This is a genomic window from Arthrobacter sp. NPDC089319, from assembly GCF_040684925.1.
Lineage (GTDB): Bacteria > Actinomycetota > Actinomycetes > Actinomycetales > Micrococcaceae > Crystallibacter.
The window spans coordinates 55841-76718 of record NZ_JBFBGZ010000014.1 but is presented as its reverse complement, the minus strand read 5'-3'; the positions used below and the strand labels follow the sequence as shown (position 1 = coordinate 76718).

Sequence of the window (20878 nt, the reverse complement as noted above, 5' to 3'; positions counted from 1 at the left end):
ACCCATGACATCGACGAATCGGTGTACTTGGGCCAGCGAGTGATCATCCTGTCCTCCTCGCCGACCGTGATCCAGGAAGACCTGGAAATCGACCTGCCGGACGAGCGCGACCAGCTCAACACCCGCGCCCTGCCGCGGTTCACCGAGCTGCGCCACCACGTGTATGAGCAGATCCAGCTGGCCAAGCAGGGCCACCGCCCGGCCGCGGCCGCTTCCCAGGCCGGGAGCGCCAGCTAGCAGGGTCCGAAGCGAGACGGCGCCGGCCACTTCCTTCATGGAGGTGGCCGGCGCCGTTGTTTAAACAGCGCCCCGCCGCTTCCTCGCCGGACCCCTGCCCGTACTGAACTCGGCTGCTCAGATAACGCCCTTCTCAGCGCTGAAGAGGGCGTTATCTGAACAGTCGATGGAGGGAGCGAGGGTTCGGAGAGGGATGTCTGGAGAAAGGGGAGGGCGTTCGGGAGCGGAGAGGGGGAGGGGGCGGCCGCGCGGGCTAGAAAGCGATGCGGCGGAGCAAGTCGCGCAGCGTCTCGCGCTCCTGGTCGTTCAGCTGGGCCAGGGAGTGGTCGGACGCCTGGCGGACGATTGCCTCGGCCCGCTTGTAGAGCCGGCGGCCCGCTGCCGTGGGCGCGATGACCTTGGACCGGCGGTCGCGCGGATCGGCTTCCCGCGTCACGGCTCCGCGCTTCTCCAGTTGGTCCACCAAGGCCACAATCTGGCTGGGGTCCAGGCTGAGGAAGTCCGCCAGTTCACGCTGCGACGGGTTCTGCCCGCTGCAGGCCAGAGAGAGGACCGAGTAGGACCGCACCTTCAGATCAAGCTCGGCCAGCATGTTGTTCGCGCGGCCGGAGCCCAGCGACCGCGCCCGCGCGGTGAGGAATTCGATCTCGCTGGCCAGATCCGTGGTGTACAGGCGCTCGACGCCGTTTCCTGCGGTGGGCTGGCTGGAGGTGGTCGCCTCGGCCGTGGTCGGTGCGGGCATGTTCCCTCGCTACATCTTGAGACTGGAAAATATGATTGACTTTTTCAATCATATGGGTTGTCATTGGTTTCAGACCAGCATAAACCCATGCACCCCCTCTGGGGCAGGAACAAGGAGCATCAAATGTCACTGGCCGGAAAAGTAGCCATTGTTACCGGAAGCGGCCGCGGCCTCGGCCTGGCCTACGCCCAGGAGCTCGCCCGCCAGGGCGCCGCCGTCGTGATCAATGATGTTGACGCACAGGTGGCCGAGCAGGCCGTCGCCAGCATCACCGCGGCCGGCGGCAAGGCCACCGCCGTCGTCGCTCCGGTGGGCTCCACCGAAACCGCCAAGCAGCTGGTGAGCACCGCCGTCGAGACTTTCGGCGGGCTGGACATCCTGGTCACCAACGCCGGCGTGCTGCGGGACAAGTCGCTGCTGAAGATGACGGACGAGGACTTCGACCTGGTCATCAACGTGCACCTGCGCGGCACCTTCACCTGCGTCCGCGAGGCCTACGCCTACTTCAAGGAGAACGGCGTGGCCGGCCGGATCATCACCATCGGCTCGCCCACCGGCCAGCGTGGCAACTTCGGCCAGACCAACTACGCCGCCGCGAAGGCCGGCATTGTGGGCATGGTCCGCACCTGGGCGCTGGAGATGAAGAAGGCCGGCGTCACCGCCAACGCCATCATCCCGGTGGCCGCCACGGCCATGACCAAGACCGTTCCGTTCTTCCAGAAGGCCGTCGAGGCGGACGAGCGCGGCGAGGCCATGCCGGACTTCTTCCGCAAGGACCTGGGCTTTGGAACGGCCGACGACGTTGCCGGCCTGGTTGCCTACCTCGCCTCCGATGCGGCCGCCAAGGTGACCGGCCAGGCGATCGGCGTGGGCGGCGACCGGCTGCAGCTGTGGTCCCATCCGGAGGCCGTGGTCACCGAGTTCCTGGACGGCGGCTGGAGCTACGAAGCGCTGAACGAGCGCTTTGAAGACCTGTTCGGCAGCCGGCTGCAGAGCGTGGGCGAGGAATTCCCCGAACTGCCGGCCGAACTACAGCCCGAGCCGGCGGCGAAGTAGCCATGGCGCCACGCTACGAACTGGGCCTGGACGTCGCCTCGCTGACCGCGATCGACATGCATGTGCATATCGAGATCGACGGCCACGGGCACGTCTCGCTGCCGCAGGAACTGATGGACGCCTCGAGCAAGTACTTCAAGGCCGAGGAACGCACGCCGTCGCTGGATGCGATTGCGGCGACCTACCGGGAGCTCAACATGGCGGCGGTGGTGTTCACGGTGGACGCCCGGACCCGGTTGAAGCACGAGCCGAACAGCATCGAGGACATTGCCGAGGGTGCGGCCCGGAACAACGACGTGCTGATCCCGTTCGGCTCGGTCGATCCGCTCACCGGCGCCGAGGCGATCGACCGGGCCAAACAGCTGGTCGAGGACTACGGGGTCCGCGGGTTCAAGTTCCACCCGAGCCTGCAGGGGTTCAATCCATCCGACGAACGGTACTACCCGCTGTGGGAGGCGCTGCAGTCGCTTGGCCTCCCGGCGGTCTTTCACACCGGCCAGAACGGCATGGGTGCCGGCACGCCCGGGGGATCCGGGATCAAGCTGGGCTACTCCAACCCGCTGCTGCTGGACGAGATCGCCGCGGACTTCCCCGAGTTCCAGATCATCATGGCGCACCCGTCGGTGCCGTGGCAGGACGAGGCCAACTCGATCGCCACGCACAAGTCGAACGTATTCATCGACCTGTCCGGCTGGTCGCCCAAGTACTTCCCGGAGTCGCTGGTGAAGCTGTCCAACTCGGTGCTGCAGGACAAGGTGCTCTTCGGCACCGACTACCCGCTGATCACCCCGCAGAAGTGGCTGGGTGCCTTCGCGGACCTGCCGTTGAAGGACGAGGTGCGTCCGAAGATCCTCAAGGACAATGCCGTACGTCTGCTGGGGCTGGACGGGGCGCAGCGATGAGCGCCGTCGCCGAAGAGAGGACCGGGACCATGGCCGAACAGTTCTACCCGTCCGACCAGTACGGCTACGCCTCGCTGCTGACCGATGCCGAACGCAGCGTGCTCGGCCGGCTGCGCACGGTGCTTGAGGATCAGGTCCACCCGCTGCTGGGCGAGTACTGGGAGCAGGGCGAGTTCCCGTACCAGATTGCCCAGCCGCTCTACGACCTGGACCTGATGGCTCCGGCGGAGCTGACCGAAGGCGGCGCCAAGCCGTCCGGGCTGTACGAGGGCTTCCGCAACTTCGAGCTCGCCCGGACCGATGCGTCGGTTGCCACCTTCTACAACGCGCAGTCCGGGCTCTTCCGTACCGCGGTCAACCTGGGCGGCAGCGCCGAGCAGGCGGCCGAGCTGGACCCGAAGATCCGCAGCTTCGAATTCAAAGGCGTCTTCGCGCTGACCGAACCGGAGCACGGGTCGGATATTGCCGGCGGGCTGGAAACCAGCGCCCGGCGGGACGGCAACGAGTGGATCATCGACGGCGCCAAGCGCTGGATCGGCGGTGCCGTGACCGCTGACGTGCTGGCGATCTTCGCCCGCGACCAAGCCGACGGCCAGGTCAAGTGCTTCCTGGTGCCGACCGATTCCCCCGGCGTCGAGCTTTCCAAAATCCTGCGCAAGACGTCGCTGCGGATGATGCAGAACGCGGACATCAAGCTGGCCGGCGTGCGGGTCCCGGACTCGGCCCGGCTGCAGAATGTGAACTCGTTCGCGGACGTGGCCTCGCTGCTGCGGAACATGCGCTCGGACGTCGCGTGGATCGCCACCGGCGTGCAGGCCGGGGCCTACGAGGCCGCGCTGCGCTACGTCAAGGAGCGGAAGCAGTTCGGCAAGCCGCTGGCAGGCTTCCAGCTGATCCAGGAGAAGCTCGCCACCATGCTCGGGAACGTCACGGCGTCGCTCGGCATGGCGGTGCGGCTGACCCAGCAGCAGGAGGAAGGCATCTACAAGGACGAGAATTCCGCATTGGCCAAGATGTTCTGCAGTGCCCGGATGCGCGAAACCGTCGCCCTGGCACGCGAAGTGGTCGGAGGCAACGGCATCACGCTGGACACCGACGTGGCGCGCTTCCACGCAGACGCAGAGGCCGTCTATTCCTACGAGGGCACGCACGAGATCAACGCCCTGATTGTCGGCCGGGCCATCACCGGCACCGGCGCATTCCGCTAGAGAACAACAACAACACTTTCCCAAGGAGCAACCATGAGCAACACCGTCGTCAACTTCGAAGATCTGCCCGGCCTGGTCGGCAAGGACCTCGGCTACACCGACTACCGCGAGATCACCCAGGACCAGATCAACACCTTCGCGGACGCTACCGATGACCACCAGTGGATCCACACCGACGTGGAGAAGGCCAAAGAGGGCCCCTTCGGCGCACCGATCGCGCACGGCTTCCTGACCTTGTCCCTGGTCATCCCGCTGTGGAGCGAACTCTTCGACGTCGAAGGCGTCAAGACCAAGGTCAACTACGGGCTGGACCGGGTGCGGTTCACCAATCCGGTCAAGGTCGGCGCCAAGGTCCGCCTGCACTCCACCATCGCCGAGGTCACCGAGGTCAAGGGCGGCGTGCAGATCAAGACCAACAACACCATCGAGATCGAGGGCGAGGAACGTCCCGCGGTCATCGCCGAGTTCCTGGCACGCTTCTACGTCTAAGCAGCTGCCACCACAGGACTGAACGGACCTCGGCCTCAGGGCCGGGGTCCGTTCAGATCACAAACAGACAACAACTATTGATTTATTCAACTATTGCATCTACGTTGTAATTAGCTGTGGTGCTGGTCACAGTCAGCCTCCGAGGGTCGGGGGACGGCACCACGGATCCAAGGAGCGATTCATGAAGAAGCACTTGGCCAAATTGTTGGCCGGCGGCGCGATTGCCGCCATGGCACTGACCGGCTGCGGATCCGGCTCTCCGTCCGGATCCAGCGCGCCAGCCGCGGAGTCCGGCGCCGCCGACAGCGGTCTGACCAAGATCGCCGTGGGGGTGCTGCCAATCGCACCGTCCGGCGCCATGCAGTACGGCATCGACGAAGGCATCTTTGAGAAGCACGGGCTCGACGTCGAGCTCCAGACCGGGCAGGGCGGGGCGGCAATGCTGCCGGCCGTTTCCACCGGCACGATGAACTTTGCTGTGGGCAACCCGCTGTCGGTGATGACCGCCGTGGACAAGGGCCTGGAGATGAAGATCGTCACCGGCTACAGCAACTCCAAGGCAGAGGGCGAAGACATCAATGCCGTGATCGTCAAGGCAGACTCGGGGATCAAATCGTTCGCGGATCTGGAGGGTAAGACCACCGCTGTGAACACGCTCAAGACCCAGGGTGACCTCACGATCATGGAGTCGGCTGCCATTGATGGCGGCGATCCGTCCAAGCTGAAGTTCAGCGAAATGCCCTTCCCGGACATGGAGGCCCAGCTGGAACGCGGCAACGTGGACGCCATCTGGGTTCCGGAGCCGTTCCAGTCCAAGGCTCTCGCCAACAAGGACTACAAGCTGCTGGGCTATTCGAACCAGAAGGCCTTGCCCGGCCTGCCCACCATGGTGACCTTCACCAGCGGCAGCTACGCGGACCAGAATGCCAAGGTCGTCGCCGACTTCAAGACCGCCATGACTGAAACCTTGAAGGCTGCCGAAGCGGATCCGGCCGGCGTCCGCGCCGTCCTGCCGGACTTCATGGGCATGCCTGAAGAGGTGGCCAAGAATCTGAAGATGGAAACGTTCGACGCCGAACTGCCCGTGGATGTTCTCAGCGACATGGGCGAGCTGATGGTCAAGTACAAGTACGTGGACAACCAGCCGGATGTCCCGGCCATGACCGTGGAGTAGTCTGATCCAGCACTGCGCAGGGGCGGTTCCTGGTATTCCGGGGGCTGCCCCTGCGGCGTGTGGCGTCACTCGGTCCCCGAGGGGGCGGGCGGACCGTATCTAAAGTATTCGCTGCTTTTATACGGGCAGGCCAGCCCGTACGGTGGCCTGCCGGACAGCCGTTGCCTAGACTCCCAAGCAACGGTGAAACGACACGAGGGAGTGCAACATGAAGAGACTTGTCACCATGGTCTGTGCCGCCGCTGTCGCGGCAACTCTGGCGGCCTGTGGCGCGGGATCGCCCTCCGGGGGAACGGTGGCGACCGACGACAGCGGGGCTTCGCCGGCGGAGGGGATGACCGCGGTGAAGGTGGGTGCGATTCCGATCGGCGATGTGGCACCGCTCCACCTCGGCAAGGCCAAAGGGTTCTTCGAAGAGGAAGGGCTCGACCTGACCATCGAGAACACCACCGGCGGCGCCGTCTCCGTCCCGGGCGTGGTGAGCGGCAGCTTCGACTTTGCCTTCGGCAACACCGTCTCGCTGATGGTGGCCCGCGACCAGGGGCTGGACCTGAAGTACGTAGTCAATGGAACCCGCGCGTCCGACGAGGATGACGTCGACTTTGCCGGCGTCGTGGTGGCGAAGGATTCGGACATCAAAGCGGTCACGGATCTGGAAGGCAAGACGGTCTCCTCCAACAATCTGGCCAACATCGGCGACACCACCATCCGGACCGCCGTGGACAAGGCCGGCGGCGACGGATCCAGCCTGAAGTTCGTGGAAGTCGCCTTCCCGGACGCGCTGGCCGCCGTAGAGAACGGCCAGGTAGATGCCGCGCTCATCTTGGAACCGTTCCTCACCTCCGCCATCAAGAGCGGTGCGCGGGTAGTGTCCTGGCCGTACCGCGGAACCCACCCGAATTTGGATATCGGCGGCTACTTCACCTCCGCGGACAAGATCAAGCAGGATCCGGAACTGGTGGAGAAATTCACCGCGGGCATGACCAAGTCGATGAACTATGCCCAAGAGAACCCGGACGAGGTGCGGGAGATCATCGGCACCTACACCAAGACCGACCCGGCGCTGCTGGAAGAAATTGTGCTGCCGCGCTTCGACCCGACATTCGACCGCGACGCCGCCCAGACGCTCGCGGATGCCGTGTTGAAGTACGGCACCGTCGACAACACAGTGGATCTCGACGCGCTGCTGCCGCCGGAAAGCCAGTGATGATAACAATCCGGATGCTTCGTTGACGTCTAACACTATGGACGTAGATACTGTGAGTGACCTGGGGCACATCCGTGCATTCTGGAGTGATGGAGAGGGAACCCGTGAAGAAAATCAGGGCAGCAGTGGCACTGGCGGCGGTGCTGGCGTTGACGGCGTGCGGCGGTGGAAGCCCGTCGGGTGGTGGCGAGGAATCGGCTCCCGCGGGCGGCGGCGAAACCGCCGGCGGAATGACAAAAATCAATGTGGGGGTCATCCCCATTGTGGACGTGGCGCCGATCTACCTGGGCAAAGAGGAGGGCTTCTTCGAAGAGGAGGGGCTGGACCTGGAATTGACCTTGGCGCAGGGCGGTGCAGCCATCATTCCGGCCATCACCAGCGGCCAGATGGACTTCGGCTTTAGCAACGTTACGTCGCTGGTCATCGCCCGATCCAAGGGTCTGGACATGAAGATGGTGGCCAACGGTGTCGCCACCACGGGCAACCGGGACAAGGACTTCGCCGCTGTCATGGTGAAGCCGGACAGCGACATCAAGGACATTCCCGACCTCGTGGGCAAGCGGATTGGTGTCAATACGCTCAACAACATCAGCGATTCCACCATCCGGGAGGCCGTGGAGCAGTCCGGCGGAGATTCGTCCAACCTGAACTTCGTGGAAATGCCGTTCCCGGACATGCCGGCGGCCTTGGCCAACGACCAGGTGGACGCGATTGCCGCCGTCGAGCCGTTCGCGACGATTGTGGCAGGCGACGGCGCCGTGCCGGTCTTCTCCAACTATGCGTATCCCGTCGAGGACCTGACCGTGGCGACCTACTTCACCTCGGACAAGAACGTGCAGGAGAAGCCGGAAGTCACCGAAGCGTTTGTCCGCGCCATGAAGAAGTCGCTGGCCTTCGCCGACGAGAATCCCGACAAGGTGCGCGAGATCCTGCCCACGTACACCAAGCTGGACCCGGCGGTCATCGAGAAGTTGACCCTGCCGAAGTTCCCGCAGGAAGTGAACGCCGACTCGATCGAGGAAATTGCAGACATCTCGCTGAAAAACGGGCTAATCGACAAGCTTCCGGACATGGCGGCACTGCTGCCACAGCAGTAGCACCCGCACCAAGCGCCGATGATGCCCCTTCCCTGGCGGAAGGGGCATCATTGGTCTCTGCGGGCACTGCTCCCGGCCACAGTGGGACGACATTCTCAACTATTGACTTTTTCAACTAAAGCGCATTAGGTTGAGTGGGAGCTGTTGTGATGTGGTTCACCGCGGCTCCGCTGAGAAGCCCGGGCACCGGGTACGTCGAAAGGGTTTGAACGATGCAGAATCAGGGGCTCGGTGCCTGGATCCACAAGCGCCGCATGAAGTCCGCGGCCAAGACCGCGATCATCAGCACCGCCGGCGAGCTGAGCTACGGCGAATTTGCCGAGCGCGTCGACCGGCTGGCGAATGCGCTGGCGGACCGCGGCATCGCCCCGGGCGACCGGGTGGCCTACTTGGGTGAGAACCACCCGGCCTTCCTTGAGACTTTCTTTGCGTGCGGCACCCTGGGCGCAATTTTCGTTCCGCTGAACACCCGCTTGGCCCCGCCCGAGGTCCAGTTCGCCCTGCAGGATTCCGGCAGTCGTATCCTCATCCATGCCCGCACCTTGGAGCCGCTCGCCGTGCGCGGCAGCTCCTTGCTGGGCATCAGCCACCGGATGGTGGTGGAGGACGGCCCGGCCAGGAACGGGAATGGTACCCCCGCCGGAAGCGCGGCCGAGGCAGGCGGACAGGCCACCGCCGTCGAGCTGTTGGAAGAGGTCATTGGAACCGGCAGCGAGGAGCGCCGGGACGTGGCGGTCTCACTCGATGACCCGGCCATGATCCTTTACACCTCCGGCACCACCGGCCGGCCGAAGGGCGCGCTGCTCACGCACGGCAACATGACCTGGAACAGCATCAACGTGCTGGTGGATTTCGACATGGCCAGCACCGACGTGGCGCTGATGATCGCGCCGATGTTCCATGTGGCATCACTGGGCATGGGCGTGCTGCCGACCCTGCTCAAGGGTGCCACCGTGGTGCTTGAGCCGAAGTTCGAACCCGGCCGGACCCTGATGTTGATCGAGAAGTACAAGGCCACCAGCATCAGCGGTGTACCCACCACCTACCAGCTGCTATGCGAGCACCCCGACTGGGACAAGACCGACATCAGTTCGCTCAACAAGCTGACCTGCGGCGGCTCCGCGGTGCCGATGCGCGTGCTGGAGGCCTACGAGGCCCGCGGGTTGTCCTTTACCAACGGCTACGGTATGACCGAAACGGCGCCCGGCGCCACCACGCTGGCAGCGGAGAAGTCGCGCCCGAAGGCCGGGTCCGCCGGACTTCCGCATTTCTTCACCGACATCCGGATTGCCGACCCGGTGGGCGACGTGCTGCCGGCGCGCGAGGTGGGCGAGATCCAGATTTCCGGCCCCAACGTGATCCACGAGTACTGGAACCGGCCCGATGCCACCGCCGAAAGCTATGCCGACGGCGTCTGGTTCAAGTCCGGCGACATGGGCTACGTGGACGAGGACGGCTTCCTGTTCATTTCCGACCGGCTCAAGGACATGATCATCTCCGGCGGCGAGAACATCTACCCGGCCGAGGTGGAGCAGGTCATCCTGGAACTGGAGGCGGTCAGCAGTGCGGCCGTGATCGGCATTCCGGACGAGAAGTGGGGCGAGGTGCCGCGCGCGGTGGTGACCGTCCGCGAAGGCTTCGCGGTGACAGCCGAGGACATCCAGCAGCACCTGGACGGGCGGTTGGCCCGCTACAAGATCCCCAAGTCGGTGGTGATCGTGGAGGACCTGCCGCGGACCGCCAGCGGCAAGATCCGCAAGGCCGACCTGCGCAAGGAATACTCCAACTAGCCGGCCTATGGCCGGATGCCGCGGCCAGCTCCTGTCCGGCTGACGACGGCGGTGCCCGGCTCCGGCTCTTCCGGAGCCGGGCGCCGGGCTACTTCTTGGCGGCCTGCCGGGCGCCCGGCCGGTTGGCGTAGAGCTCGTCGATCAGCGCCAGCCCGTGCTGGGCCCAGGTGATCTCCTGATCGGCCCGGGTCACCAGACCTTCATATGTAAAGCGCTTGAAGGCCTTCACTCGGTCGCGGTCGGCTTCCGGCGTGCCGGCCAGGCGGCGGTTGAGCATTTCGCTGCGGTCCTGGTCGATCTCGCGGATCCGCTGCTCCCATTGCTGGCGCAGGCCCGTGTGGTGTTCAATGTGTGCGCGCATCTGCTCGCGCGCTGCTTCGGGCTCGGCCCATTCAAGGTAGGCGGCCTTCAGGTGGGCTGGATCCCGCACCCGGGTGTATTCAAGGGTGGTATTCATCCAGTCCCGGAACGCCTTCACGCCGGCCTCGGTGATGTGGTACCGGCGTTTTTTGCCGCGCTGGCCCCAGGTGACCTCCTCGCCGTCGAGTAGGCCTTCCTTTTCCATCCGCCGCAGTTCCGGGTAGATCTGTGAGTCCGGAGCATGCCACACGTGCCCCACGGAGGCTTCGAATTCCTTGTAGAGGTCGTAGCCGGTCATGGGTTCAACGCTGAGCAGCGCCAGCAAGGCGTAGCGGAGACTCATAGATCCAACTTTCCTGTCGACTGTGTTGCCAATCACTATATCCATCGATAGTCTGGGACTCACGCCACTATCTATGTGCATAGTTAGTTGGTCGGTCCGGGGTCCGGGCCGCCATCGGCAAATATAACTGAGCCAGCGCCGCTGGGGATGTCGGCTCGCGCTACCGGAAGGAATCCACTGTGACTGCTGTGCAGACTGCCAGTTCCACCACCCACAAGGTCATGGGCCACCCGATGAACGCGTGGTACGTGGCGGGCTGGGACCATGAGGTCACCCGCAAGCCAATGGCCCGGCGGATCGCCAACCGCCCGCTGGCGCTGTACCGCACGGAGGACGGCAAGGCCGTGGCTCTTGCCGACGCCTGCTGGCACCGGCTGGCGCCGCTCTCCATGGGCAAGACCATGGGCAAGGATGGGATCCAGTGCCCGTACCACGGCATCGTCTACAACTCGGCCGGGCGGTGCGTCTCGATGCCGGCGCAGGAGACCATCAACCCCTCGGCCACGGTTCCGTCCTTTCCGGTGGTGGAGCGCCACCGGTACGTCTGGGTGTGGCTGGGCGACCCGACACAGGCCGATCCGGACCTGGTCCCGGACATGCACCAGATGGACTCGCCCGAGTGGGCGGGCGACGGCGAGACCATCCACGCCGACTGCAATTACCAGTTGGTGCTGGACAACCTGATGGACCTGACCCACGAAGAGTTCGTACACTCGTCGTCCATTGGGCAGGAGGAGCTCAGCGAGTCCGACTTCGTGGTTTCGCATGAAGGCAACACCGTCACCGTGACGCGCTGGATGCACAACATTGACGCACCGCCGTTCTGGCTGAAGAACATGCGGGACAAGTTTCCCGGCTACGCGGGCAAGGTTGACCGCTGGCAGATCATCACCTTCCAGGCCCCGTCCACCATCTGCATCGACGTCGGCGTGGCCAAGGCCGGCACCGGCGCGCCGGAGGGAGACCGCAGTCAGGGCGTGAATGGTTTCGTGATGAACACGATCTCGCCGGAAACCGACAGGTCCTGCCACTATTTCTGGGCTTTCATGCGCAACTACCGGTTGGACAGCCAGCTGATCACCACCCAATTGCGGGACGGCGTGCACGGTGTGTTCGGCGAGGACGAGGAGATGCTCAAGGCGCAGCAGCAGGCCATCGACGCCAATCCGGACTACGAGTTCTACAACCTGAACATCGACGCCGGCGGCATGTGGGTGCGGCGGCTGATCGAGCGGATGCTGGTGGCCGAAGGCCGGCTTGCTTCCGCCGTCCAGGCCGGCAGCTGAAGGAAGGGTAGACGGCACCATGGCAGCAACAAACGTAGAAGTCTGGCAGCACGCCACCGTGGTGGACGTGCAGGACGTTGCGGCCGGCATCCGCCGCATCGTGCTGGAACCGGCCCTGCCAAAGACCGCGGAACCGGGATCGCACATCGACCTCAAGGTGCGGATTGGCGGCCAGGAGGACAAGCGCTCCTACTCCATCGTGGATTCGGCCGACGGCGGACGCCGCCTCGCGCTGAGCGTGCTGAAGGCCCCGGCTTCCCGGGGCGGATCGGAATTCATGCACACGCTGGCCGCCGGCGACACGCTGGAGATCACCCAGCCGCTGCAGAACTTCCCGCTGCGGGTCGGGGCCGAGCGGTACATCCTGTTGGCCGGCGGCATCGGTGTGACCGCGATGCTCAACATGGCCCGCGTGCTCAAGGCCGTGAAGGCCGACTACCGGGTGGTTTATGTCGGCCGCAGCCGCGAGGCGATGGCCTACTTGGACCGGCTGCGCGAGGAGCACGGGGAGCGGCTGCAGGTCCACGTGGACGATGAAGGCTCATCGCTGCAGGTGGGCGAACTGGTGGCCGGCGCGGACATGGATACCGAGCTGTACATGTGCGGGCCGATCCGACTGATGGACGCGGTCCGCCGGGCCTGGACGGAACACGAACTGCCGGTAGCGAATCTGCGCTACGAGACTTTCGGCAACAGCGGCTGGTACGACCCTGAGGAGTTCGTGGTGAGGATTCCGCGGCTCGGTATAGAGGCCACGGTGGGCCAAGGTCGCTCCATGCTCGAGGCCCTCGAAGAGGCCGGCGCGGACATGATGTTCGATTGCCGCAAGGGCGAATGCGGGCTCTGCGAGGTCCGTGTCCTGGACCTAGACGGCGCTATTGACCACCGGGACGTCTTCTACAGCGAACGCCAGCAGCACGCAGCGGCAAAGATGTGCTGCTGCGTCTCCCGGGCCGTCACTTCAGGCACCGGCGCACAGTCCGACGCCGCCCCCGGCCGCGGCCCGGCCGTCGTCACCATCGACGTGTCCTAACCACCGGTGCTCGTGTCTCCACTCGCTCCGCTTGGTCGACAACCGGGCGCTTTGCGCCTGCCATCCGGTGATCGTGTCTCCACGCGCTTCGCTTGGTCGACAACCGGGCGCTTGCGCCTGCGTGGAGATCCGGTGATCGTGTCTCCACGCGCTTCGCTTGGTCGACAACCGGACGCTTGCGCCTGCGTGGAGATCCCGGCCGGTCAGCCACCGCCGCCCAACTTAGATCCAGCGCGGTGCTGGGGGCACGTCCGTCCGGTTGGAGCTGACGCCGCGAGCCGACCGGCCGGCCGCCCAAGCGGTGATATCAGCCAGGCTGCCGGTGACAACGACCGGGTCGACGGCCGCGGTGTCGCCCAGATGCGTGACACCGCCAGAGGCCAGGATTTCCAGTCGCAGGTCTTGGTCGTCGCCGCGGTGGTGCCAGGCTTCGATGATGTCCCGGAGCAGACGCTCGAGGACGTCGGCGGGCATGTCGCCGAAGCTGGCGCCGTTGTCGAGGTCGACGGCGTGAATCCAGACTTCGCGGGTCCGCCACCACACGGTTTCGGAGGCCGGGACGGTGCGGCTCTGGGCGGCTTTGACCTCATGTCCCCACGCTTCTTGCGGTGTGTCCCGCCACGCAACGTCGAGGTGGTTGGCCGACTGTTTGTAGAGTTCGCGCAATTCGACGGGGGAGAGCATGGCGCCATGATCGATTTCTTCGTTCCGGGCCTGGCGCGAAGGGTACATCGGCGTTTCCACGCCGGTGTTGGCCCAATCCATCAACCGTGCGAGCGCGCGGGCGTTGTAGCCGACATGGGCGATGACATGCCGGCGGGTCCAGCCCGGCAACAGCGAGGGCGCGTCGAGTTCATCGTCTGAGAGCTCGTTCAGCTTGCGGCCGAAGAAGGCGGTGCCGCGGCGGGCCGTGAGCAGCGCGCTCTTGAGCTCCGGATCCTTGGGGACGTCCTGGCGTGCAACCATCGTTCCTCCTGCAAGGGTGGCGGTGCGGCCCGCTCGCACGGGCGGGCGACTGGTGGTTCGGTTTCCACTAGTTTCCGGGAAGATCCTGTTTCTTGCCGTCCAGCCTAGCGCTCAGAGGACCACGTGCTCGGGGGCAGCAGAGGGGGCCCGTGCCGCCGAGGGCAACGGCGGCACCTAGGGGCGCCGCCGTCGTCGTCAGGTGCTGTGGCGTGCCGCTAAGCGCTGGCCGGCTCTGCCGGCTCCAGCTTGCGTTCCAGCGGGTGATCGACCTCGTCCTTCAGCATGCCGCCGAAGGTCAGCGCCAGCACCGCCAGCAAAGGTAGGGCCAGGCCCACCAGCAGGAAGATCAGCCAGGTCGGCACCACTTCGCCCACCGGACCGGCCAGCGCCATGGACACCGGCATCAGGGCCAGCGAGACGAAGAAATCCAGGCTGGAAATGCGGCCGAGCAGGTGCGACGGCACCCTGCGCTGCAGCAACGTTCCCCAGATCACCTGTCCCGCGCTGCCGGTTGCCCCGACCACGAACAGCGCCACGGCCATCACCCAGAAGCTGTCAGTGAAGCCAATGACCGCGATGGGCAGGGCACCGGCGCCCCAGCACAGCAGCATCACGGTGAGGTAGCGCCGGGGCAGCCGCAAGGAAGCGGTGATCAGGGCACCCACCGCACCGCCGATGCCGTAGATGCCGAGCAGGAATCCGAAGGTCTTCGAATCCCCGCCCAGTTGGTCGGCGACGGCGAAGGGCAGCAGCACCTCGATGGGGCCGATGAAAATGAGCACGCTTACTACGGCCCACAGCAGCGTCCACAGCAACCAGGGAGTCGTCAGCGTGTAGGACACGCCCTCGCGCAGGTCGGCCAGCACGGACCTGCGCTTGGCCGGGGGCGCGTCCTCGGCGGAGACGGACGCAGCCGTTCCCTGATCCGGAACCAGTTCCTGACCCAGGAAGTTCAGGATGACCAGCGCGGCCAGATGGCACAGCGAGATCCAGCCGATGGCCGCCCCTGGTGAGAAGGAGGCGACGACCATTCCCGCCACGGCAGGGCCCGCGGCCTGCTGCAGCAGCGGGCGCATGGTGCCTTCCATGCCGTTGGCTGCCAGCAGGTCCTCGGCTGGCAGGATCCTGGGCAGGATGGCCGAGTAGGCGGGGAAGAAGAAGGCTGCGCCCACGCCCAGCAGGAAAGCGGCCGCGGCCAGGTGCCAGAGCTGCAGCAGCCCGGTCATGGCCAGCAGCGTCACGGCAGCGATGGCCACCAGGTTGGCGGCCTCGACGCTGATGATCAGACGGCGGCGCGGAAGCCGGTCGGCCGCGATGCCGCCAATCAGGACGAAGGCCAGCAGGCCGATGCTGGAGCAGGTGGCGACGAGCGAGAGCTGGATGGGGCCGCCGCCCAGCGCGATGACCTGGTAAACCATGGCCACAGCCCACATGCCCGTGCCGAAAATCGAGATGGCCAGGGCCGAAATGAGGATCCGGTAGTTGCGGTGGGCGAAGGGCCTCAGCACGCGGAGCGTGGACATGGTGATTCCTGAGATAGAAGGGAAGGCCAGATTAGTATCCGCCCAGTGATTGAGAAAAGCAAATCACTCCCAACCCTCTATATCCGTAGTGGTTTTGCGGCTAGACTCGCAGCAGGCCGGGCAGGAGTGACCGGCGTCACCGGTGGAAGGACTTGGATCATGGCCGACCCGAAACGCGCTGCATCGGACGCCGCCCGTGCGTTGCTCGACGACTTCTCGCTGGAGATGACCGGTAAGGACGTCCCGGCATTGGAAGACGCGGCCGGCACGATTCCTCCGGGCACGCTGATCAACGTGACGTTCCTAGGGAACGAGGATCTCCCCATGCGGGTTTCCGCGGCCGCTGCGGTGAAGCGGCACGGCTTCGTGCCGGTGCCGCATGTGTCCGCGCGGCGGTTGGCGTCCCAGGCGGAATTAGAGGATTTCCTGCAGGCCTTGTCCGCCGACGCTGCCCCCGATGATGTTTTTGTGGTGGGCGGGGACCCGTCCGAACCGATGGGCCCCTTTGCGGACTCGCTTGAGGTCATCCGCAGCGGCTTGCTGCCCAAATACGGGATCCACCGAGTGGGCATCAGCGGCTATCCGGAGGGCCATCCGGATATTTCCGACGACGTGCTGTGGGCGGCGCTGGAGGGCAAATACGCCGAATTGCAGCAGCAGAACCTGGATACGGTCATCATCACCCAATTCGGCTTCGACGCCGATCCGGTGTTCGAGTGGCTGGCAGAGGTCCGGCGCCGCGGGATCAATGCGCCGGTGCGGATTGGCGTTCCGGGACCTGCCGGGGTCAAGCGGCTGCTGAATTATGCCAAGCGCTTCGGTGTGGCCTCCTCGGCCGGCATTGTGCACAAGTACGGCTTCTCGCTGACCAACCTGCTGGGGACCGCCGGGCCGGACAAGTTCCTGGAGGAATTCGCCAGCCGCTATGACCCGTCCGTCCACGGCACGGTGAAGCTGCACTTCTACACCTTCGGCGGAATGAAGGCCACGGCGGAGTGGGTGGAGGACTTCCGCGGCGGACGGTAACAGGGGCGGCTGGCGTCGAGTGGTTGCGGGCTAGTGGCCGCGGGCCTTCGCTCCCACCTATAGGAGTAACGTCCCACGTTTCAACATGCTTACTCCGCTCTGACTAGGGCGAATGCTTCGCCTGACTCTTGAGACATGGGAGCGAACGGCCGCCGGCGCAGGCCCCGGGATACGGCGAAGGCCGTCTGGCGGCCCTGTTGCGCGCGGCGGCTCTGTGATTAGGTGAGAAGAGGGCGCACCGGCGCCTGACGGGAGGAGTTCCATGAGCGAGAACATCAGCAATCCGGACCGAGACGACCGCAAGGACCGGGACGAGACTCCGGGTGAAACGGCGCGTGATGAAGAAGTGCTGGCGCCGGGTGAAATACCCCCTGATGCCAAACAGGGTCTGGCCAACGTGTACGGCGATGCCGATCGAACCGCCATTGATGACCCCGTCAGCGAGCCTGGACCCGAGGACGCCGCCGCCATCAGGCACATGGAACAGCACTACAGCATCGGCGAGACGGAGTCGGGCGAGCGGTACGTCGAAGAGACGGTCCTGCCGGAAGATGGCGACTGACGGGCTGGCCGTGCACGGTCCGGCGCGCCCCTCCAAGCCGTCCAAGGCCCGGCGTGCGCCGGCCAGTGCCAGATAGGGGCGGCCAGGGCCGCCGAAGCCCGCCAAGGCTCGCCAGTCTTCGCCAGTGACGCCGGCCAATCGCCACGCGTTTAACGGAAGCGGCGGGGAGGATGCCATCGAGCACCCTCCCCGCCGTTCGTCGTCGTGCCCCTTAGGAGCAGCCGGACATCAGGCCTGCTTGCCGGAGCGCCAGCCGCCCGGGTAGTCCTGTCGGACCGCCGAGGAATACGGCACCGGGCTGACGATGGCGCGCACGTTGAGCTGCTGGTGCGGCTCCACCGTGGTCTTGCGCGTGCCGCCGTCGGGTTCGCCCCACACCACGGTGACTTCGGTGCCCTCCGGCACGTCCGCGTCCACGGTGGCCAGGGACAGGCCCTTCTTCTCGTTCGCGGAGTAGCCGGTGAACATGGACAGACCGATCGTCTCGCCCGCGGCGTCCAGCACGGAATCGTAGTTCGACGAACCGTAGTTGGCCAGCGGCAGGTCGAAGTACTTGTATGACGTGCCGTCAGCGTCGAAGAGCGAGGCGAAGATTTTGGCCAGGTCCTCGGCGTTCCACTCGAGCGTGACCTTCTTGCGCTGCGTTGCCGGGTCGATCTTCTCGAGTGCCTCGCGGCCGATGAAGTCGTGGTCGAACTTCACCATGTGTCCGTAGCCAAGCTCCCATGGGTTCAGGTAGTAGTCCTCGATCTTGTCCGAGACAAAGCTGCCCGCCACGGCGTTGACCGCCTCGTAGCTGTCGGCGCCGAGCCACTCGCGGTAGGGGCGCAGCTCTTCGCCGGTGTAGATGGCCGGCAGCGGGGACGGGATCCAGCCGGATTCCAGCGTGTTGGACGGGTAGGCGCGGGAGCCGACGGCGAGCATGTCGAACTCCTGGCCGGCCTCCAGGATGGTGTCGCGGATCTGGTCGTAGGTCTCATACGGCCCCCAGATCTCCAGCCCCGGCGCGCCTGCCATGCCGTGGCGCAGGGTGTGGACCTGGCGGCCTGCCACCTCCATATGGTCCATGTTGAAGAACTTCAGCTGCTCCACCGGGCCGCCATTGACCTTCTCGATGATCTTCCAGGCGTTCGGGCCCTGGATCTGGAAACGCCAGTACTTGCGCTTAACCGGCTGGCCCATGGGCCGCGACGGCGACCGGCGGTCCACCTCGATGTCCACGTCATAGCCGCCGGTTTCACCGTGGTAGATCAGCCAGTTGGCGGCAGGGGAGCGGCCCACGTATACGTACTCGCCCTCGGCCTCGTGGAAGAGGATGCCGTCGCCGATCACGTGTCCGGCCGGTGTGGTGGGAACGTACTGCTTGGCCTTATTGACTGGGAAGTTGGCCACCGAGTTGATGGCGGTGTCCGAAATCAGCTTGAGGGCGTCCTTGCCCTTGATGAACAGGTTGTCCATGTGGTGCGACTGGTCGAACAGCACGGCGCTCTCACGCCAGGCGCGCTGTTCGCTGCGCCAGTTGGTGAATTCAGGGGCGACGACGGGGTAGATATAGGCGCCCAGCTGCGAGTTCCGCAGCATCTCTACGGTGTTGCCGGATTGGTCCAGGACTTCCTGGAGATTCTTTGCGCTCATGGGTACTTGTCCTCCTCGATGGCGGCCGGATTGTGATGCACTGCACAACCCCAAGACACCTCGACCATATAACTATGGAGGTAGTTATGTCGACGGTTTGTTCCCGGGCAAAATCTGCCGGCCGGGAAATAGGGAACAAAAACCTGCCTTTTTGATTGAGCCCAACAGGCATAACGTGGGCGGTGAGCCAGTTTGTCCAGGACGCCCATCCGGGGCGACAGAAGCATGGAGGAACCGCCATGACCGCAACAGCTCACGTCACCGATTGCAGCGTCACCAACTGCTCTTTCAATGACCACACAGAATGCAATGCCGGGGCCATCACCGTTGCCGGCGGCGAAAACCACGCAGCCTGCGCCACGTTCATTGACACCGGAACGCACGGCGGCTTGCCCAAGGTTTTGGCCGGAGTGGGCGCTTGCCAGCGCGCTGAATGCACGCACAATGACCACCTGATGTGCCAGGCTCCCGCGGTCCACGTGGGTCCCGGCGCCGACAACGCCGACTGCCTGACCTACGCCCACCGGTAAGCCGCCGGCTGGCGGCGCGGCCATCCGACGCGGAAGGTGTGGGTGAGCTTAAAACGCGGAAGGTGCCCCTTCCAGCGTCCGAAAGCACGACGTCGGAAGGAGCACCTGTGCGGATGGCCCGCAGCGGGTCAGCGCTCCGCGGCAAGCGCCGGAGCTTCCGCCGCATGGACCCGGTGGACGGCTTCGTTGAACTCCGCGTCGATCTCCGGTGAGGGCTTGTGCGTCAGGAGGCTGACGACGACGGCGACGACCACGTTGAGGATGAAGCCCGGAACAATCTCGTACATGGTGTCGGACAGCGCCGACGTGCCCCAGACGAAGACCGTGACCGCACCGGCCACCATGCCGGAGAGTGCGCCGGCGACGGTGAGCTTTCGCCAAAACAAGGACAGGATGATGGTCGGACCGAACGAGGCGCCGAAGCCTGCCCAGGCGAATGCCACCAGGCCCAGGATGGTGTCGTTGCGGGCCCAAGCCAGGATGCCCGCCACCACGGAGACCACCAGGACGCCCATCCGGCCGAGCATCACCTGGGTCTGCGCCGACGCCTGTCTGCGCGCGAAGATCTTGTACAGGTCCTCCACCAGGGCTGAGGAGCAGACGATCAGCTGCGAGGAGACGGTGCTCATGATCGCCGCCAGCACGGCCGCCAGCACGAAACCTGCCACGAACGGGTGGAACAGGATCTGGGACAGGTCCAGGAAGACCGACTCGGCCGACTTGGCGTCCGTGAGGGTCATGCCGGGATTCTGCTGGAAGTAGGCCACGCCCACCAGTGCCGTGGCGACGGCACCCAGCACGGTCAGCAGCATCCAGCCGATGCCGATCCGGCGGGCGGCTTTCGCCTCGCCGGGCGTGCGCAGCGCCATGAAGCGGACAATGATGTGCGGCTGTCCAAAGTAACCCAGCCCCCACGCGGCAGCCGAGATGCCGGCGACGGCACCGCCGGTGAACAGGCTCAGGTGGTTCGGGTCCACCTGCTGGATTGATTCGATGGTGGCGTCGAGGCCGCCGGTGGCGAAGACGCCGACAATCGGCACCAGCAGCAGCGCGGCGAACATCAGCAGGCCCTGGGCGACGTCGGTGTAGCTCGCGCCGAGGAAGCCTCCGAACATGGTGTACAGCACCGTGACACCGCCGACCACCAACATGCCGATTTCATAAGAAGAGCCGAAGGACGATTCGAAGAAGATGCCGCCGGCCACCATGCCGGAGGAAACGTAGAAGGTGAAGAACACCAGGATGATCACACCGGAGACCACCCGCAGCAGGTGCGACCGGTCCTTCAGCCGGTTCTCCAGGAAGCTGGGAACGGTGATCGAGTTATTGGATACTTCGGTGTAGGAACGCAGCCGCGGGGCCACGAACTTCCAGTTGAGCCAGGCGCCAATGGTCAGGCCGATGGCAATCCACGCCTCGAACAGACCGCCGACGTAGAGCGCGCCGGGCAGCCCCATCAGCAGCCAGCCCGACATATCCGAGGCGCCGGCGCTTAAAGCTGCCACGCCGGGCTTGAGGCCGCGGCCGGCCAACATGTAGTCGTCAAGATCGCTGGTGCGCCGGTACGCCCACCAGCCGATGGCCAGCATGCCTGCCATATAAATCAGCATGGCGATGATCTGGAAAGTCTGGTCGTCCAAGATTGGGTCCTCCCCAAGTAGCGGTTTGGTCCGGCTCAGTATTCCAGTGCGCGTACATATGAGGCCAGCCAC

At 65.1% G+C, this 20878-nt stretch carries 19 protein-coding genes and 1 pseudogene; 14 read left to right on the top strand and 6 right to left on the bottom strand.

The window, feature by feature from the left end; all coding sequences use genetic code 11:
* A pseudogene (locus AB0N75_RS16960) lies at nucleotides 1–237 on the top strand (ABC transporter ATP-binding protein); the annotation flags it as partial.
* 253 nt (nucleotides 238–490) lie between these two features.
* Here AB0N75_RS16960 and AB0N75_RS16955 read toward each other — a convergent pair.
* Complete coding sequence (locus AB0N75_RS16955; RefSeq protein WP_364652118.1) at nucleotides 491–979, bottom strand: MarR family transcriptional regulator; 489 nt, start codon at nucleotides 977–979, stop codon at nucleotides 491–493.
* 123 nt (nucleotides 980–1102) lie between these two features.
* Between AB0N75_RS16955 and AB0N75_RS16950 the strand changes: the two genes are divergently transcribed.
* From AB0N75_RS16950 to AB0N75_RS16915, 8 genes are all read left to right on the top strand, one after another.
* Complete coding sequence (locus AB0N75_RS16950) at nucleotides 1103–2035, top strand: SDR family NAD(P)-dependent oxidoreductase (protein WP_364652117.1); 933 nt, start codon at nucleotides 1103–1105, stop codon at nucleotides 2033–2035.
* Nucleotides 2036–2037: 2 nt separating this feature from the next.
* Entirely contained in the window at nucleotides 2038–2937 is a 900-nt protein-coding gene (locus AB0N75_RS16945; protein WP_364652116.1) for an amidohydrolase family protein, read from the top strand.
* Between the two features lie 29 nt (nucleotides 2938–2966).
* Nucleotides 2967–4145, top strand: coding sequence for an acyl-CoA dehydrogenase family protein (locus AB0N75_RS16940; protein WP_364652122.1), 1179 nt, complete (start codon nucleotides 2967–2969; stop codon nucleotides 4143–4145).
* Between the two features lie 33 nt (nucleotides 4146–4178).
* On the top strand, nucleotides 4179–4634 hold the full coding sequence (locus AB0N75_RS16935; RefSeq protein WP_364652115.1) for a MaoC family dehydratase: 456 nt from the start codon (nucleotides 4179–4181) through the stop codon (nucleotides 4632–4634).
* A gap of 181 nt (nucleotides 4635–4815) precedes the next feature.
* Nucleotides 4816–5808 carry an ABC transporter substrate-binding protein gene (locus AB0N75_RS16930; protein ID WP_364652114.1) on the top strand — a complete coding sequence of 331 codons (993 nt, stop codon included), beginning with the start codon at nucleotides 4816–4818 and terminating at the stop codon, nucleotides 5806–5808.
* Between the two features lie 208 nt (nucleotides 5809–6016).
* Complete coding sequence (locus AB0N75_RS16925) at nucleotides 6017–7015, top strand: ABC transporter substrate-binding protein (RefSeq protein WP_364652113.1); 999 nt, start codon at nucleotides 6017–6019, stop codon at nucleotides 7013–7015.
* Between the two features lie 89 nt (nucleotides 7016–7104).
* Complete coding sequence (locus AB0N75_RS16920) at nucleotides 7105–8112, top strand: ABC transporter substrate-binding protein (protein ID WP_364652112.1); 1008 nt, start codon at nucleotides 7105–7107, stop codon at nucleotides 8110–8112.
* Between the two features lie 212 nt (nucleotides 8113–8324).
* The gene (locus AB0N75_RS16915; protein ID WP_364652111.1) at nucleotides 8325–9902 is read left to right on the top strand and encodes a long-chain fatty acid--CoA ligase; all 1578 of its coding nucleotides are present in this window, start codon (nucleotides 8325–8327) and stop codon (nucleotides 9900–9902) included.
* Nucleotides 9903–9990: 88 nt separating this feature from the next.
* Here AB0N75_RS16915 and AB0N75_RS16910 read toward each other — a convergent pair whose 3' ends face one another.
* Nucleotides 9991–10605, bottom strand: coding sequence for a PadR family transcriptional regulator (locus AB0N75_RS16910; protein ID WP_364652110.1), 615 nt, complete (start codon nucleotides 10603–10605; stop codon nucleotides 9991–9993).
* Nucleotides 10606–10784: 179 nt separating this feature from the next.
* Between AB0N75_RS16910 and AB0N75_RS16905 the strand changes: the two genes are divergently transcribed.
* Together AB0N75_RS16905 and AB0N75_RS16900 are read left to right on the top strand one after the other, a co-directional pair.
* Nucleotides 10785–11891 (top strand): aromatic ring-hydroxylating dioxygenase subunit alpha, encoded by a 1107-nt coding sequence (locus tag AB0N75_RS16905; RefSeq protein ID WP_364652109.1) that lies wholly within the window; start codon nucleotides 10785–10787, stop codon nucleotides 11889–11891.
* Nucleotides 11892–11910: 19 nt separating this feature from the next.
* Nucleotides 11911–12924: a PDR/VanB family oxidoreductase gene (locus AB0N75_RS16900; RefSeq protein ID WP_364652108.1), complete on the top strand. Its 1014-nt coding sequence runs from the start codon at nucleotides 11911–11913 to the stop codon at nucleotides 12922–12924.
* 222 nt (nucleotides 12925–13146) lie between these two features.
* Here the strand turns inward: AB0N75_RS16900 and AB0N75_RS16895 are convergent, their stop codons facing one another.
* Both AB0N75_RS16895 and AB0N75_RS16890 read right to left on the bottom strand, forming a co-directional pair.
* Complete coding sequence (locus AB0N75_RS16895) at nucleotides 13147–13890, bottom strand: maleylpyruvate isomerase family mycothiol-dependent enzyme (RefSeq protein ID WP_364652107.1); 744 nt, start codon at nucleotides 13888–13890, stop codon at nucleotides 13147–13149.
* 215 nt (nucleotides 13891–14105) lie between these two features.
* A complete protein-coding gene (locus AB0N75_RS16890; RefSeq protein WP_364652106.1) occupies nucleotides 14106–15413 on the bottom strand; it encodes an MFS transporter in 1308 nt (435 codons plus the stop codon).
* A gap of 159 nt (nucleotides 15414–15572) precedes the next feature.
* Between AB0N75_RS16890 and AB0N75_RS16885 the strand changes: the two genes are divergently transcribed.
* Nucleotides 15573–16439: a methylenetetrahydrofolate reductase gene (locus AB0N75_RS16885; RefSeq protein WP_364652105.1), complete on the top strand. Its 867-nt coding sequence runs from the start codon at nucleotides 15573–15575 to the stop codon at nucleotides 16437–16439.
* 262 nt (nucleotides 16440–16701) lie between these two features.
* Nucleotides 16702–17001 (top strand): hypothetical protein, encoded by a 300-nt coding sequence (locus AB0N75_RS16880; RefSeq protein WP_364652104.1) that lies wholly within the window; start codon nucleotides 16702–16704, stop codon nucleotides 16999–17001.
* Between the two features lie 228 nt (nucleotides 17002–17229).
* On the opposite strand, the gene AB0N75_RS16875 is transcribed toward AB0N75_RS16880, so the two are convergent.
* Entirely contained in the window at nucleotides 17230–18636 is a 1407-nt protein-coding gene (locus AB0N75_RS16875; RefSeq protein WP_364652103.1) for an aminomethyl transferase family protein, read from the bottom strand.
* Nucleotides 18637–18875: 239 nt separating this feature from the next.
* On the opposite strand from AB0N75_RS16875, the gene AB0N75_RS16870 reads away from it, so the two are divergent.
* Entirely contained in the window at nucleotides 18876–19166 is a 291-nt protein-coding gene (locus AB0N75_RS16870) for a DUF1540 domain-containing protein (RefSeq protein ID WP_364652102.1), read from the top strand.
* 128 nt (nucleotides 19167–19294) lie between these two features.
* Here AB0N75_RS16870 and putP read toward each other — a convergent pair whose 3' ends face one another.
* On the bottom strand, nucleotides 19295–20806 hold the full coding sequence (gene putP, locus AB0N75_RS16865; RefSeq protein ID WP_364652101.1) for a sodium/proline symporter PutP: 1512 nt from the start codon (nucleotides 20804–20806) through the stop codon (nucleotides 19295–19297).
* Nucleotides 20807–20878 lie beyond the last annotated feature (72 nt).